The organism is Pseudomonas sp. No.21 (genome assembly GCF_054558415.1).
Genome location: NZ_BAAJNO010000001.1, coordinates 49,683 through 65,703 on the forward strand (window position 1 = coordinate 49,683; position 16,021 = coordinate 65,703).

Below are 16,021 nucleotides of genomic sequence, written 5' to 3' on the forward strand. Positions count from 1 at the left end.
TTGTGCAGATCAGCGCGGGCTTACGCTCTGGCTGAGTGGGCGTCCTTGGTCGTCGTAGCTGTAGGTGGTGATGCGGTCGGGCTCGGTCACGCTGGCCGGCAGGAACAGGGTCGGGTGCCAGGTGGTGGTGACGGTGCGGGCCTGGGGCGTGCCGTAGGCTTCGGTGCGGGAGACTTCGAGGCCACGGTCGTTGTAGTCGAAGGTGGTGACGTTGCCCTTGTTGTCGGTACGGGTCTTCACCAGGCCCCGGTCGTCGTAGGTGAAGGTGGAGTTGCTGTTGGGGCAGTTGGCTGAGGGCTCGCCTTCGATGGCGGTGATGCGTCGTATGCCTTGGATGGTCTGGAAGCGGTAGGTGGTGCGCTTGCCAAGGGCGTTGGTGACGGTGGAGGAACCGTCGGCGTTGTAGCTCACCAGGGTGCGCTCGGCGCCGCCGGCGTGCTCGCTGGAGATGGCGCGGCCCTGGTCGTCATAGGCCCAGATGGCGTAGCGGATGCCGCGTTCGTCGGTGATGCCGGTGAGGAGGTTGGGGTTGCGAGGATCATCATAGAAATAGTTTCTGGTCTCTCCGTTAGAGTAATTTAATCGCGAAAGCTTTCCATGGGCATTGTAAGTAAGGTCGATTTTTATATCCCCTAACTTGGCGGAGAGCAGCGCTGTGTTTCGTGTTTTTAGCTCTATTTCTTTGGTGGGTAGCTTTATAATGGTCGTGTCTGCTGACTGATTTATATATGTGGTTTCATCGTTACTGATGACTCTTGAAAGCCTGCCGCTGCTATCGAAGTTCAGGATTTTATTTTCTTGAGTGATATAAGTGAACAGCCCGTTTTCTATTATTAGTGAGCCGGTTCTTGGCAGGTTTGGTGTAAGCAAAGGATTGCCAGCGTTTGTGAAGTGTACAGCTTTACCGTCGTTTTTTGTGATGGTTATGTGATTGTCTTGGGTAGTTATTTGGTCTGAGTAGTTGTGGCGCCACACTCCATCGCTGGAGTTATAGAAGAGATTTAAGTTCGGTAGCAGGTCTTCGGTCTGAATTTTATTTCCCGTGGAAAAAACGATTGTATTGCCTGCTAAGGGGCAGGTGGCTTCGTCGGGCATGCCTTTTGGAGACGCTGCAAGATCGGGGTCGGGGGCTTCGCACTCGCCGGTCAAGGGGTTATAGCTTGAATTGGTCTGGCAGGAGTCACCAATTCTATAAATTATCTCGGTTCTCCACGAGCCGGATTGATCTTTAAATGTACACTTTCCGTCAAAAGTATAGAGTTCAATGCCGTAATAGGGCCAGTTTCGGGTGGACGCATAAGAAGAGCACGCGGCAACAGGGCTCTTGTTAGCATGGACACCGAATTCTAGTGTGGCGACTCGCCAATAATAAGTCGTAGCGCTGGCATTCTGGGAAGAAGTTAAAAGAATCGCCAAATACAGTAAGGGGTTCCAGTTTTTTTGAATGTCTTTATGGTTCATTGAGGCACTAGCTTTATTTGAGACGTAAGCCGAAGCAGATAAATGTCGCCGGGAAGTGCAGAGCTGCCAAAGCCTAGTTTTAAAGCTCCCCGAAGGCGGTAGTGCAAGCATTAGTCACAATCCTTTTTGATTCAGTGCGGCGTGACAACTTGGCTGAGTGGTCGTCCTTGGTTGTCGTAGCTGTAGGTGGTGATGCGATCAGGCTCGGTCACGGTGGCCGGTAGGAACAGGGTCGGGTGCCAGGTGGTGGTGACGATGCGGGCCTGGGGCGTGCCGAAGGCTTCGGTGCGGGATACTTCGAGACCACGTTCGTTGTAATCGAAGGTGGTGACGTTGCCCTTGTTGTCGGTGCGGGTCTTCACCAGGCCACGGTCATCGTAGGTGAAGGTGGAATTGCTGTTGGGGCAATTGGCCGAGGGTTCGCCTTCGATGGCGGTGATGCGCCGTATGCCTTGGATTGTCTGGAAGCGGTAGGTGGTGCGCTTGCCGAGGGCATTGGTGACGGTGGAGGAGCCGTCGGCGTTGTAGGCCACGGTGACCTTTTCCGCACCGCCGGCGTGCTCGCTGGAGATGGCCCGGCCCTGGTCGTCGTAGGTCCAGGTGGCGTAGCGGATGCCGCGCTCGTCGGTGATGCCGGTGAGGAGGTTGGGGTTGGCGTCTTCGTATTGATAGGTCTGGCTGGAAACAGCTGCGCCTCGGGTGGTGGTAACAGCAGTCAACCTTCTGATGGAGTTGTACGTGTAGCTGATGGACATTTCTCCCATTGCAAATAGCTTGGGCTGATATTCAGCATCCTGTCGGAGAGTGGCCGTGTTGCCGAAAGAGTCGGTAATGGTTATGAGGGCGTCGAAGTAAGTCAGCGCTTGCCATTGACCATTTTTTTCAGTGATTTTTGAAAGCCGAAGTGCCGAATTGAAGGCGAGTTTGGTGCCGTTAGGCTCTTCAAATAACCATTCCTCCCCTTGGCGGGTGAGGATGCCGCTAGCCGCTATGCCATAGCTATTCACGCCTTCTTGCAACTGGAATCTTGTCTCGCGGCCATCCGCGCGAACAAGAATCAACGAGCTTCCATATTTCTCTAGATGGGTCGAGTAGCTGTGTCGCCATACACCATCAGCGCTGTTGTAGGTTCTCGTAAGGCTGATGAGTGAGTTGCTTGCAGCTGGGGCGTCTACGATAGTCTGGACCTTGTTGCCAATAGATATATTTATTGGGTTTCCCTGACGGTCATTCGGGACTGCACAGGTCAAGTCAGTAGGTGGTAGGCCTTTATTAGCATCCAGTAGCGGGCTGCTGCATTTATACGAAATAGTGTCATAGGACGCACCAGGTGGGCAGCTATCGCCACCAAGATAAACAAGGTTGTTGGCGCGCGATGGTGTTGTCCCGACGAAGTAGCCAAGCATCTCTACTATGTAAGTTCCTTCTCGTACATAATCAATGCTTGTTATGGAATAGTTGCTGTAATAGTCTCTGTCATTTTCTGTATAGATAGAAAGTACCGCTTGGGCTGCCGCATCGCGTGAGGGGAATTTGTCGAATCCGTAGATGGGGGCCCACCAATAAAAATATTCCGCCTTGGCGGTAGAGGCTATAAGAAGCAAAGCAAGCAGGGTGCCGAGCTTTGCTAAGAAACGAGTTTGCAATTTGGACCATCCTTAGTTTGCAAAATTACTGGGTATTGATGTGACAGCGCTTATCGCGGCGCAGTGGTTTGCCCAATCGGTCTTCCCTGTACGTCAGAACTGTAACGGGTCGTTCGGTCAGGGTCTGTGACAGTCGTCAGCGGAAGCAGGGTTGGGTGCTAACGGTGCGTGCCTGGAGGTTTGTACATTGAGCAGTCCTTTGCCGAGAGGGGACCGCCTCCGGCGATCAGCGCGCTAGTCAATCAGTTTGAAGGCGAAAAATCCATGCTGGCGAGATGCTTGGATTGCCCATGGTAGGGCCTGTACAGGCAGTTCGGGTGTGGGCGATGGGGGAGCAATTGTGGTCTCGAGGCGGAAGTTGCTCCGTAGACAGGCACGCCCTCGCACTACCGCAAAGGCAAAGGCCCGCCCCTAAGGCGGACCTTTCTTCCTCCCTCACACCCTGATCAACACCGATTTCACCTCCGTGTAGTGCTCGATCGCAGCCGCGCCCATCTCGCGGCCGACCCCCGACATCTTGTAGCCCCCGAACGGCAGCGCCGGGTCGAGGGCGCTGTGGCAGTTGACCCAGACGGAGCCGGATTTGATGCGCGGGATCATGCGGTGCACGGCGGAAAGGTCGTTGGACCAGATGCTCGCGCCCAGGCCGTAGGGGTTGTCGTTGGCCAGGCGCACGGCTTGGTCGAGGTCGTCGAAGGGCATGGCGACGAGCACGGGGCCGAAGATTTCTTCCTGCACCAGGCGGTGCTTCTGGTCCACGCCGACGATGACGGTGGGTTTGACGAAGTAGCCCGGGCCGAAGCCTTCGCCGCCGCAGGCGACGGTGGCGCCGAGTTCGCGGCCGAGGTCGATGTAGCCGGTGACGCGGTCCTGTTGCTTGGCGGAGATCAGCGGGCCCATCTGCACGCTGGGGTCGAGGCCGTTGCCGAGCTTCATGGCGTTGGCGATGCCGGCGATGTCGGCGACCACGTTGTCGAAGTGCTTGCGGTGCACGTACAGGCGCGAGCCGGCGCAGCACACCTGGCCCTGGTTGAAGAAGATGGCCGTGGCGGCGCCGGCGGCGGCCTCCTGCAGGTTGGCGTCGGGCATGACGATAGTGGGGGATTTGCCGCCCAGCTCCAGGGTCACGCGGGTCATGTTGTCCATGGCCGCCTTGCCGATCTGCTTGCCCACCTCGGTGGAGCCGGTGAAGGTCAGCTTGTCCACGCCCGGGTGGCGGGTGAGGGCGACGCCGGCGTTGAGGCCGGTGCCCGTCACCACGTTGAACACCCCCGCCGGGTAGCCCGCCTCCAGCACCAGCTCGGCCAGCTTGAGGGCGGTGAGCGGGGTTTCGTCGGCGGGCTTGAGCACCAGGGTGCAGCCGGTGGCCAGCGCCGGGCCGAGTTTCCAGCAGGCCAGCAGCAGGGGGAAGTTCCAGGCGACGATGGCGCCCACCACGCCCACCGCCTCGCGGCGGATGAAGCCGTGGAAGCGGTCGTCGGGCATCAGCGGCAGGGAGGGCTCCACCGTGGTGCCTTCGATCTTGGTGGCCCAGCCGGCCATGTAGCGCAGGAAGTCGATGCCCAGTTGCACGTCCATCACCTGGGCGACGGCAGCGCTCTTGCCGTTGTTCAGGCATTCCAGCTCGGCCAGTTGCCGGGCGTCGCGTTCCATCAGGTCGGCCAGGCGCCACAGCAGGTTCTGCCGTTCGCGCGGGCGCATGCGGCTCCAGGGCGAGTCGTCGAAGGCCTGGCGCGCGGCACGTACGGCGCGGTCGACATCCTCGGCGGCGGCGGAGGGTACGCTCCCCAGCACATCGCCCGTGGCGGGGTTGCGGAAGTCCAGGGTGGCGCCGCTGGCGGCGTCCTGCCAGCCATCGCCGATCAGCATCTTCAGCGGGCGGTCGAGGAAGTCTCGGGTCTGGGGCAATACGGGCAGTTCGGAATGCATGGGTAGGGCCTCTGTTGATGGGCAGTGCAGCGGCTCGCGCAACGCCCGTGCCAGGGCCCCTGTATGCAGGCAAGTGATTGAATGGGAACGGTTTTCTCGAACATGGCACGCACCGCCGCCGTTCCCCACTGTTGCAGTTTGAGACGGGGTGAGACAGGCGCTGGACAGTGCCGCCGCCCGGTCCCCTCGGCCCGGTGGGTGCCGCTGTCTCAGCCTGTGACGAGCTGTCGCGAAATTAGACGCCCGGCTCCGTTACCGAAGGCCCCGGCACACCCCCGGAAATGGCTTAAGTCGTTGTTCTGCAAGGCCCTGCCAGGCGATGGCACACATTGTGTATTTGCCGTTGCAGACGCACCGCTGGCGAGACGGGTGCGAACCATAAGAACAAAACCGTGGAGGTCCGACCTTGAAGACGATTCGACTCCGGTGGCGTGCGGGCAGCCTGTTGCTGGCTGCGGCAGCCTTGCTGTGCACCCAGGCCCAGGCAGCGGAGGAGGGCCCGGCCCTGCTCAAGAGCAAGTGCATGGGCTGCCACATTGCCGAGGGCGGCGACCGCTACAGCCGCATCAGCCATCAGCGCAAGACGCCCGAAGGCTGGCTGATGAGCATTGCGCGCATGCAGGTGATGCATGGCCTCTCCATCAGCGACGACGACCGCCGCACCCTGGTCAAGTACCTGGCCGACCAGCAGGGCCTGGCCCCCAGCGAGACCGAGGGCGTGCGCTACGCCATGGAGCGACGCCTCAACACGGTGGAGCAGTTCGACGAGCAGCTGACCCAGATGTGCGGCCGCTGCCACTCCGGCGCACGGGTGGCCCTGCAGCGCCGCCCGGCCAGGGAGTGGGAGCACCTGGTCAACTTCCACCTCGGCCAGTGGCCGTCGCTGGAGTACCAGGCCCAGTCCCGCGACCGCGACTGGCTGGATATCGCCCTCAAGCAGATGGTGCCCGAGCTCGCCAAGCGCTTCCCGCTGGAGGACCAGGCCTGGGCCGACTGGCAGAAGGCGCGACCCGGGGCGGATGCGCTGCCGGGGCAATGGAGCTTCAGCGGCCACATGCTCGCCAAGGGCGATGTGCGCGGCGTGATGACGGTGACGGCCGATGCCGGCGACAGCTTCACCCTGCAGGTGAAGGGCGCCTACGCCGATGGCACGCCCTTTACGGGCAGCGGCTCGGCCATCCTCTACAACGGCTATGAATGGCGCGGCAATGTGAAGGTCGGCGACACCGCCATGCGCCAGGTCTTCGCCGCCCTGGACGGCGAGATGAAGGGCCGCATGTTCGAGGCCGAGCACGATGAGCGCGGCCTCGACTTCAGCGCCGCCAAGGTAGGCAGCGCCAAGCTGCTGGCCGTGCAGCCGGCCTCTATCAAGGCCGGTAGCGAAGCGGAGCTGACCCTGGTGGGCAGCGGCCTGAAAGGCACCCCGCAGCTGGGCGCCGGCCTGCAAGTGGTCAAGGTGCTGGAGGCGACGCCGGAGCAGGTGCGCGTGCGGGTCAAGGCTGCCGCCGATGCTGCGCCGGGTGTGCGTGATGTGGCGCTGGGCGAGCTCAAGGGCGTGTCCCTGGCGGTCTACAGCCAGGTCACCGAGGTGAAGGTGGTGCCCGCCTTCTCCATCGCCCGGGTGGGTGAGAACGGCGGCTCCACGCCCAAGGTGCAGGGCCGTTTCGAGGCCGAGGCCTGGGGCCGGGATGCAGCCGGCCAGCCGTACCGCATTGGCTACCTGCCGGCCAGCTGGTCGGTCGCGCCCTTCGACGCACGCGCCGAGGAGGACCAGGACGTCAAGTTCGCCGGGCAGATGCAGAAGGACGGCGTGTTCATCCCCGGTGCCGCCGGCCCCAACCCCGAGCGGCGGATGATGACCAACAACGCCGGCAACCTGAAGGTGATCGCCGAGCTGGAGGAGGGCGGCCAGAAGGGCGAAGGCCACCTGATCGTCACCGTGCAGCGCTGGAACAACCCGCCGCTGCCATGAACCGGCCGCGAACCGCATCGACGATTGGGCAAATTCCCCGGAGGTCGCCATGGGCGCAATCTTGAATCTGGTCGAGCGCAACCTGCATGAAGTGCAGGTGGACGCGGACCGCATGCTGTTCCACATCCCCAGCAGTTCGTTGTTCGCCACGGACGCCGTCACCGGCGGCATCATCGACACGCTGCGTCAGCAGGGCTGCTCGCCCGAAGACCTGGTGCAGCGCCTGGCCGGGCGCTTCCCCGGCCAGGAGGTGAGCGAGACCCTGCGCGAGCTGATCGCGCTGGAACTGGTGAGCGACGGCTCGCCGCTGACGCCGGAAATCGGCATCAAGCGGGTCGAGCGCACCGCGCTGAACACCGTGGTGCTGAACGTCAACACCGGCTGCAACCTCAGCTGCACATACTGCTATAAGGAAGACCTCGACAAGCCCTCGGCCGGCCGCAAGATGGCCGTCGAGACCGCCGAAGCCTCGGTGGAGATGCTGCTGCGCGAGTCCCCCGACGAGCCCCGCTACAGCGTGGTGTTCTTCGGCGGCGAACCGCTCTCCAACCGCGCGCTGATCGAGCACATGGTGGGCTACTGCGAGCGGCGTTTCGCACAGGCCGGCAAGCCGGTGGAATTCATCATGACCACCAACGCCACGCTGCTCACCGAGGAGATCGTCGACTGGCTCGACGCCCATCGCTTCGGCCTCTCCATCAGCATCGACGGGCCGAAGACGGTGCACGACCGCAACCGCATCACCGTGGGCGGGCAGGGTACCTACGACGTGGTCCGGCGCAAGGCCGACATGCTGCTGTCGCGCTACCGCAGCCGCCCGGTGGGCGCGCGGGTGACCCTGACCCGGGGCATCACCGATGTCGAAACCATCTGGAACCACCTGTTCAACGAGATGGGCTTCGCCGAGGTCGGTTTCGCCCCGGTCACCTCGGGCGATCTCAGCGACTACAACCTCACGGCCGAGGAACTGGTGCAGGTCTTCGCCAACATGAAGGCCCTCGGCCGGCGCTACCTGGCGGCGGCGTTGGAGCACCGCAACATCGGCTTCTCCAACCTGCACCAGCTGATCACCGATATCCACGAGGGGCAGAAGAAGGCGCTGCCCTGCGGCGCCGGCCTGAAGATGCTGGCCGTGGATCACGCCGGCGGGCTCAACCTCTGCCACCGCTTTACCGGCTCCAGCCTGCCCACCTTCGGCGACGTGCACAGCGGGGTGAAGCAGGCCGAGCTCAACGACTTCCTCTCCCAGCGCCTGGACCGCCAGGGCACCGGCTGCGACACCTGCCGCATCCGCAACCTCTGCTCCGGCGGCTGCTACCACGAGAGCTACGCCCGTTACGGCGACCCCACCCACCCGACCTACCACTACTGCGACCTGATGCGCGACTGGGTGGACTTCGGCATCGAGGTCTACAGCCGGATCATGGCCGCCAACCCGGCCTTCATCAGCCGCTACATCACCCCGCGGAAGGCGCACTGACATGAAGCATCTCAAGCCGCTGAACAACAAAGCCCAGTTGCTGGACCAGGCCGTGGCCGAAGACCGCGTCGAAGACGTCGTGGCCATGAGCGCCGTGGCCGGCTGCACCTCCACCACCGACCCGGGCTGGGAAGTGGACGCCTTCGTGGGCGTCTCCTCGCTCTGCCAGCCCATGGAGGCGGACCTCTACGGTTGCTCCGACCCCTGCTGGTGGCCGGCCCAGGTGCCGGACATGATGAGCACCTACCAGGACTGGAACGCCAACGCCGCGGATTCCTCGCAGGACTGGCGCAACCTCGGCACCGTCTTCCCGAAAGACAAGTGACGACAAGAAGAACAACAGGGGAATCCGCATGAAACTCACCGTCATCGCCCGCCTGGCCACCGCCGTCGCCGGGCTCGCCCTGGGCTCCGGTGCCTGGGCCGCCGACAACGCCGGCCCGGCCCTCAAGCCCGGCAGCGAATACCTGATCGCCACCAACTACCCGAACAACCTCCACGTGGTCGACCTGGCCAGCGACAGCCTCTACAAGACCTGCCGCCTGCCCGACGCCTTCGGCCCCGGCACCGCGATGATGGCGCCGGACAACAAGACCGCCTACCTGCTCAACAACCACTTCGGCGACCTCTATGGCGTCGACCTGGATGACTGCAAGACCGTGTTCCACGCCCGGCTCTCGCGCAACCCGGGGGAGAAGGTGCGCTCGATGTTCTCCTTCGCCTTGAGCACGGACGGCAAGGAGCTCTACACCACCGTCAACCCGACCCAGATGATGAGCGACCACTACGTGGTCAAGCCGCCGCGCCTGGAGGTGTTCCGCACCGCCGACGGCCTCGACGCCAAGCCCGTGCGCAGCTTCCCCATGCCGCGCCAGGTGTACCTGATGCGTGCCGCCGACGACGGCAGCCTGTTCGTGGCGGGGCCGGACATCTACAAGATGGACGTGCACACCGGCCGGTACGAGGTAGCAGTACCCGGGCGCAACTGGCAACGCCCCAACTACAGCGCCCCGGACGTGCTGTATTTCTGGCCGCACCAGAGCGCGCTGCACGACTTCTCCATGCTCTACACCACGGCCAGGTTCAAGGACGACAAGCAGGACCTGGCCACCGCCGATTTCATCTACGGCTTCGTCAGCATCGACCTGAAGACCGGCAAGAGCACGGTGCAGGACTTCGCCCCGCTCACCGAGCTGTACTTCACCGGCATGCGCTCGCCCAAGGACCCGAACCTGATGTTCGGCGTGCTCAACCGCCTGGCCAAGTACGACATCAGGCAGCAGAAGCTGATCAAGGCCGCCAACCTCGAACACACCTACTACTGCGTGGCGTTCAACAAGGCCGGCAGCAAGCTCTACCTCGCCGGCACCTTCAACGACATCGCCGTGTTCGACCCGGACAGCCTGGAGAAGGTGAAGAACATCAAGCTGCCCGGTGGCGACATGGCGATCACCACGACGCAGGTGTTCGTGCGCTGAGGCGTTGTCCAGCGGTTCCCCAGGTTCGCGGGGATGACGGGGACCGCCACCTCGTCACCCTCGCGAACGCGGCGGCCCGCTAGCAAGCCAGGCCCATGGCACAGCGCCTCTACGACCAACGGAGACCCCTCCAGGCCTGGCTTAACGTTTACGTAAAGGTTAAATATGACCGGCACCCCGCGTTGCCTGCCTGGCAGCGGCAGTCGGTTCTGCGTCGATCCCAACAAGCACAAGAAGGGAAAGCCATGAATCACCCCAGCTACACCCGTGGGCGCCAGGACAAGCCATTGCTGGCCATGACCCTGGGCGCCGCCTTCGACGCCACCGTGGCGCGCTTCCCCGAGCGCGAAGCGCTGGTGGTGCGCCACCAGGGCCTGCGCCTGAGCTGGGCGCAACTGGCGGCGGAAGTGGAACGCCATGCCCGCGCGCTCATGGCCATCGGCCTGGAGGCGGGCGATCGCCTCGGCATCTGGGCGCCCAACTGCGCCGAATGGACCATCACCCAGTTCGCCAGCGCCAAGGTCGGTGCCATCCTGGTCAACATCAACCCGGCCTACCGCAGCAGCGAACTGGAATACGCCCTCAAGCAATCCGGTTGCCGCTGGGTGATCTGCGCCGACGCCTTCAAGACCTCCGACTACCACGCCATGCTGCTGGAGCTGGCCCCGGCCCTGGCCGACGGCGAGCCGGGCACCCTCGCCAGCGAGAAACTGCCGGAGCTGCGCGGCGTGGTCAGCCTGGCCGCCGAGCCACCGGCCGGCTTCCTCCCCTGGGCCGCCCTGCAGGTGCGGGCCGGGGAGGTGAACGCCGCCGCGCTGGCCGAGCGCGAGGGCCAGTTGCAGTTCGACGACCCGATCAACATCCAGTACACCTCCGGCACCACCGGCTTCCCCAAGGGCGCCACCCTCAGCCACTACAACATCCTCAACAACGGCTACATGGTCGGCGAGAGCCTGGGCCTCACCGAACACGACCGCCTGGTGATCCCGGTGCCGCTCTACCACTGTTTCGGCATGGTCATGGGCAACCTCGGTTGCCTGACCCACGGCAGCACCATGATCTACCCGGGCGACGCCTTCGACCCGCTGGCCACCCTGGCCGCCGTGGCCGAGGAGAAGGCCACCGCGCTCTACGGCGTGCCCACCATGTTCATCGCCGAGCTGGACCACCCCCGGCGCCACGAATTCGACCTCTCCAGCCTGCGCACCGGGATCATGGCCGGCGCCACCTGCCCGATCGAAGTGATGCGCCGGGTGATCGACGAGATGCACATGGCCGAGGTGCAGATCGCCTACGGCATGACCGAGACCAGCCCGGTGTCCCTGCAGACCGGCCCGGATGACGGCCTCGAACTGCGCGTCACCACCGTCGGCCGTACCCAGCCGCAGCTGGAAAGCAAGATCGTCGACGCCGACGGCCGCATCGTCCCGCGCGGGCAGATCGGCGAGCTGTGCACCCGGGGCTACAGCGTCATGCTCGGCTACTGGAACAACCCGCAGGCGACGACGGACGCCATCGACCCCGGCCGCTGGATGCACACCGGCGACCTGGCGGCCATGGACGAGGAGGGCTACGTGCGCATCGTCGGGCGCAGCAAGGACATGATCATTCGCGGTGGCGAGAACATCTATCCGCGCGAGCTGGAGGAGTTCTTCTTCACCCACCCGGCGGTGGCCGACGTGCAGGTGATCGGCATCCCCTGCAGTCGCTACGGCGAGGAGCTGGTGGCCTGGGTCCAGCTGCACCCCGGCCATGCGGCCACGGCGGAAGAGCTGCGCGACTGGGCCCGCTCACGCATCGCCCACTTCAAGGTCCCGCGCCACTTCCGCTTCGTCAGCGAATTCCCCATGACCGTGACCGGCAAGATCCAGAAATTCCGCATGCGCGAAATCAGCATCGAGGAGATCGGGAGCCTGTAGGGGCGAATTCATTGGCTCTGTCTGTGTTAGCTGTTGTGGTTTTAATGCAAGGCCTCAAGCACGGCCATTTCCGGGCGCCCAAGGGTTCGTGCCACCGCCACCGCATGGGTTTCGCTTCGCTCGCGGAACGCCGCCCGACCCATCCTACGAAAGCCCGTGCGCACCACATGGCGATGCGCTGGACGAAGAAGTTGGAGCAGCCGCCAACGCCCCTCCAGGAGGCCGAACGCAGTCGTTGCGCCGGGGGACGAGCGGCATGGATGCCGCGAGAGGCGCGCCAGGCCATGGATGGCCCATCGCGCCGGCCCCCAGACGACGCTTGCGGCGAACGCACTTCAGTGCGGCCCGAAGGGCGAGCGTAGCGAGTAACGGCGATGGAGTGAGGGAACCCCGGCGAAGCCGGGGCCGGATGATGGGGCAAGCCTCTTTGGTTTCTTTCTTGTGGTTCGGCATCCCGACGACTGAAGAAAGAGACTCGCCCGGGGGGCGAAACCAGAAACATCATCAGAGCTCGGCAATCAGCTGGACTCAAATCCTCTAGCAACACTTAACGCAGACAGAGCCAATTCATTCGCGCGAGGATTCGACAGGATGAACACGTGCCGTAGGGTGTGCCGCGCACCGCCGCACGGTGCTTCCGGCGAGCCCCAGGTGCGCGCAGCACACCCTACGTGCGGAGTGAGCGGCGGCTGCATGCTCCGAGGCCCTTCCAGGGGCAAAAAGCACAGCCACGTCCTAAGGGCGTGGCTGTTTACGCGCGCGATGCTTGTGGGAGCGAATTCATTCGCGAAAAGGGCCGCGCAGCGGCCCTATCAACCATCCCGACCTCAATGCAAGGTCGTCGGCTCGTCCGTCACCAGCACCGTCTCCCAGCCGTCGTAGTCGCCGTCGAAGGACAGCGCCAGGGCCAGCATCGCCAGGGTCAGCTCGTCGATGGAGCCCGGCTGGGGGATGTCCTCGCGCCACAGCTGCACCCGATAGGCGTCCTCATCCTCGGTCCAGCCACAGTTGCGCACGGCGAATTGGAGGGTGGCGGCCTCGGCGATCAGCGCCTGGCCACGGGCCGCGTCGGGCAGGTAGAACCAGTGGTCGATCTCGCGCGGGGTTTCCAGCGTGTCGCCATTGCTTTCCAGCACCGCGCACAGGCGGCGGTTGCTGATGCGCTGCTGGTCTTCGGCGGGCGGGAAGAGGAAGTCGAAGTAGGTGCTCCAGTCCGGGTCCTCCTGGGTGCCGGCTTCGTACTCGTACTCGGGGAAGCCCTCCATCACGGCGGCCACGCGGTTCTCCCAGAGCGACGGGTCGCCCACGTAGAAGAAGAAATCGCGCAGGCCACTGCCGGTGTAGCGACCGAGGTAGGCGCAGCCTTCGTTGATCAGGCGTGCCGTCAACAGGTCCTCGATCTCGATCAGCCGGTCGAATTCATCCTGGCTGGAGAGACCGTCCTCACGCGGCGTGCGCATGTGCAGGCGCACGTAGGCCATGAACGGCAGGTGCTCCAGGGGCGCCTCACCCGCCGCGCCGAGGTCGACGTAGAGGGAAGCGGGGCGGTCGTCGACCTGTGCGAAATAGAAATCCCAATCGTCAGTCATGCAGCAACTCCTTGCGTGGATGGAGCGACTCTACAGAGACGCACGCGTTCGCGCACGGATTGCCGGCATGTCGGTTGAACAGCTGCACGGCACGCCTGTCGAAGCTGGGCCATGCCGTTTCGTTTGCCGCCGTCGGAGCCACCATGAATCTCGCCCCCGCCAGTCTCGTCCTCGTCGCCGCCGCGCTGCTGGCCGGCTGCGGCAGCCAGCGCAGCCAGGAGGGCCCGCAGCTCAGCCCGGCCGAGGTGCGCGCGCAGGTGGCGCGGCTGATTCCCAGCAGCGTGGTGGACCGCCAGGGCTGGGCCACCGACATCCAGGTCGCCTTCACCGCCCAGGAGCTGGCCACGGTGAAGAGCAACTTCTGCGCGGTGCTGGCGGTGACCGAGCAGGAATCCACCTACCAGGCCGACCCGCCGGTGCCGGGGTTGTCGAAGATCGCCCGGCAGGAGATCGACCGTCGCGCCGCGCGCCTGCACCTGCCGGGCTTCCTGGTGGATTCGGCGCTGGACATCCGCTCGCCCACCGGCAAGACCTACGCCCAGCGCCTCGCAGCCGTGCGCACCGAGCGCCAGTTGAGCGTGATCTTCGATGACTTCATCGGCATGGTGCCCCTCGGCCGCCAGTTGTTCGGCACCTTCAACCCGGTGCACACCGGCGGCCCCATGCAGGTCAGCATCGCCTTCGCCCAGCAGCACGCCGAGCACTACCCGTACCCGACCACCGGCAGCGTGCGCGACGAGGTGTTCACCCGCCGTGGCGGCCTGTATTTCGGCATTGCCCACCTGCTCGGCTACGAGGCGGACTACCCCGAGCCGCTGTACCGCTTCGCCGACTTCAATGCCGGCTGGTACGCCAGCCGCAACGCCGCCTTCCAGCAGGCCGTGAGCCTGGCCAGCGGCATGCCCCTGGCGCTGGATGGCGACCTGATCATCCACGGCAGCCGCGATGCCGGCTCCACCGAGAAGGCGGTGCGCACCCTGGGGCGGCGCCTGGACATGGGCGAGGGCGCTATCCGCCGGGCCCTGGAGCAGGGCGAGGGGCCGGATTTCGCCGAGACGGAGCTGTACGAGAAGGTCTTCGCCCTGGCCGAGAAGGGCGCCGGGCGCAGGCTGCCCCGCGCGGTACTGCCGGGCATCACCCTGCAGAGCCCGAAGATCACCCGCAAGTTGACCACGGCCTGGTTCGCCAAGCGTGTCGACGAGCGCTACCAGCGCTGCATGGCGCGTTGAACCGCCATGCCGGCCCGTCGTCAGCTCGGCTGAAAACTTCTTGAACCTCCCACCGGACGGATTTTCCCATGACCAAGGCGGGTGCTCAGGCACGCACCCGCCGGGTCACGAGAGGAGAATAACAATGCCCAGTGTCACCTCAGCACGCCCCGAGCGCAGCGAGCTCGCCAATGTCGGCGTCATCGGCCAGGCCCCGTCCACGGCCGATGAGCCCGGTGACGGCTGGCGCAGCCGTGGCGAGCACGCCTTCGCCGCCATGGCGCGCAGCGATTCGAGCCTGTTCATCGCCAAGCTGGAAGAGGCCGTGCTTGCGGAGAGCATCTGCGTGCAGCTCTACGATTCGCTGCTGGACCGCGCCATGCACCACCACGGCAACCGCGCCGAACTGGTGGCGACCTTCCGGCAGATCCGCGACGAAGAGCTGGCCCACGTCTGGACCCTGATCGAGGCCCTGGAAACCGTTGGCGTGCGGGCCCGCACCGCGCTGGCCGAGCACCCTCGCACCTGGGGCATCGCCGCCCAGCGCGTGGCCCAGGTGCTGGCGCAACCGGACAGCACCGTGCCGCAATGCCTGCACGCCATGCTCATCTACGAGCTGGGCGAGCAGGCCGCCTGGGAAACCCTGGTGACCCTGGTCGGTGCCATGGGCGACGACTCTTGGCTGCGCCGTTTCCAGGCCGTATTGCGGGACGAACAGCGCCACGCCAACACCATCAAGGCGCTGCTTTCCCGCGAACTGCCCGAGGCGTAGCAGCCCCTGCAGGGCCCGGCGCCGACCGCAGCGGGGCCAGGTCACCCCGTCATCCCCGCGAACGCGGGGGGCCACTGAACAGAAGCCCGGTGCTTCGCATCACTTGGCGAACAACTGCCCCATGTCCTTGAACGCCTTGAACTCCAGCGCGTTGCCGCACGGGTCGAAGAGGAACAGGGTCGCCTGCTCGCCCACCTGGCCCTTGAAGCGCACGTAGGGCTCGATCACGAACTGCGTGCCCAGCCCGCGCAGGCGCTCGGCGAGGGCCTCCCATTGCGCCCAGGGCAACACCACGCCGAAATGCGGCACCGGCACGTCGTGGCCGTCCACCGCGTTGGTGTGCGCGGCCTCCTGGCTGGAGGTCTTCGGGTGCTCGTGGATCACCAGTTGATGGCCGAAGAAATCGAAATCCACCCAGTGTTCGCTGGAGCGACCCTCGGCGAGGCCGAACACCTGGCCGTAGAAGTGCCGGGCGGCGGCGAGGTCATGGACGGGAATGGCCAAGTGGAAGGGGGAAAGACTCATGGGGCGCTGCCTCGTGGTGGTTTGCGCTCCATTCTAGAGATG

Annotated in this window: 12 protein-coding genes; 7 read left to right on the forward strand and 5 right to left on the reverse strand. The window is 64.4% G+C overall.

The features are described from left to right. Positions 1-9: 9 nt before the first annotated feature. From ACYJSS_RS00225 to ACYJSS_RS00235, 3 genes are all read right to left on the reverse strand, one after another. A complete protein-coding gene (locus ACYJSS_RS00225; RefSeq protein WP_236206544.1) occupies positions 10-1,461 on the reverse strand; it encodes an RHS repeat domain-containing protein in 1,452 nt (483 codons plus the stop codon). Between the two features lie 131 nt (positions 1,462-1,592). Next, positions 1,593-3,107, reverse strand: a complete 1,515-nt coding sequence (locus ACYJSS_RS00230; RefSeq protein ID WP_236206545.1) for a DUF6531 domain-containing protein — start codon at positions 3,105-3,107, stop codon at positions 1,593-1,595. A 435-nt stretch (positions 3,108-3,542) separates the two neighbouring features. Further along, complete coding sequence (locus ACYJSS_RS00235) at positions 3,543-5,036, reverse strand: aldehyde dehydrogenase family protein (RefSeq protein WP_236206546.1); 1,494 nt, start codon at positions 5,034-5,036, stop codon at positions 3,543-3,545. A 406-nt stretch (positions 5,037-5,442) separates the two neighbouring features. Here ACYJSS_RS00235 and peaA point away from each other — a divergent pair, with 406 nt between their 5' ends. From peaA to ACYJSS_RS00260, 5 genes are all read left to right on the forward strand, one after another. Next, entirely contained in the window at positions 5,443-7,008 is a 1,566-nt protein-coding gene (gene peaA, locus ACYJSS_RS00240; protein WP_236206547.1) for a quinohemoprotein amine dehydrogenase subunit alpha, read from the forward strand. Between the two features lie 49 nt (positions 7,009-7,057). Beyond that, positions 7,058-8,488 (forward strand): quinohemoprotein amine dehydrogenase maturation protein, encoded by a 1,431-nt coding sequence (gene peaB / locus ACYJSS_RS00245; RefSeq protein WP_236206548.1) that lies wholly within the window; start codon positions 7,058-7,060, stop codon positions 8,486-8,488. 1 nt (position 8,489) lies between these two features. Further along, on the forward strand, positions 8,490-8,813 hold the full coding sequence (gene qhpC / locus ACYJSS_RS00250) for a quinohemoprotein amine dehydrogenase subunit gamma (RefSeq protein WP_236206549.1): 324 nt from the start codon (positions 8,490-8,492) through the stop codon (positions 8,811-8,813). A 28-nt stretch (positions 8,814-8,841) separates the two neighbouring features. Then, positions 8,842-9,966: a quinohemoprotein amine dehydrogenase subunit beta gene (gene peaD, locus ACYJSS_RS00255; RefSeq protein WP_236206550.1), complete on the forward strand. Its 1,125-nt coding sequence runs from the start codon at positions 8,842-8,844 to the stop codon at positions 9,964-9,966. 245 nt (positions 9,967-10,211) lie between these two features. Then, positions 10,212-11,885, forward strand: coding sequence for an AMP-binding protein (locus tag ACYJSS_RS00260; RefSeq protein WP_111263197.1), 1,674 nt, complete (start codon positions 10,212-10,214; stop codon positions 11,883-11,885). Positions 11,886-12,712: 827 nt separating this feature from the next. On the opposite strand, the gene ACYJSS_RS00265 is transcribed toward ACYJSS_RS00260, so the two are convergent. After that, positions 12,713-13,474, reverse strand: a complete 762-nt coding sequence (locus ACYJSS_RS00265; RefSeq protein WP_236206585.1) for a DUF695 domain-containing protein — start codon at positions 13,472-13,474, stop codon at positions 12,713-12,715. A gap of 143 nt (positions 13,475-13,617) precedes the next feature. On the opposite strand from ACYJSS_RS00265, the gene ACYJSS_RS00270 reads away from it, so the two are divergent. Continuing rightward, on the forward strand, positions 13,618-14,703 hold the full coding sequence (locus tag ACYJSS_RS00270; RefSeq protein WP_236206584.1) for a DUF1615 domain-containing protein: 1,086 nt from the start codon (positions 13,618-13,620) through the stop codon (positions 14,701-14,703). 124 nt (positions 14,704-14,827) lie between these two features. Next, positions 14,828-15,454 carry a ferritin-like domain-containing protein gene (locus tag ACYJSS_RS00275; protein WP_111263193.1) on the forward strand — a complete coding sequence of 209 codons (627 nt, stop codon included), beginning with the start codon at positions 14,828-14,830 and terminating at the stop codon, positions 15,452-15,454. Between the two features lie 99 nt (positions 15,455-15,553). Here the strand turns inward: ACYJSS_RS00275 and ACYJSS_RS00280 are convergent, their stop codons facing one another. Next, complete coding sequence (locus tag ACYJSS_RS00280; protein WP_111263192.1) at positions 15,554-15,979, reverse strand: VOC family protein; 426 nt, start codon at positions 15,977-15,979, stop codon at positions 15,554-15,556. Positions 15,980-16,021: the final 42 nt, after the last annotated feature.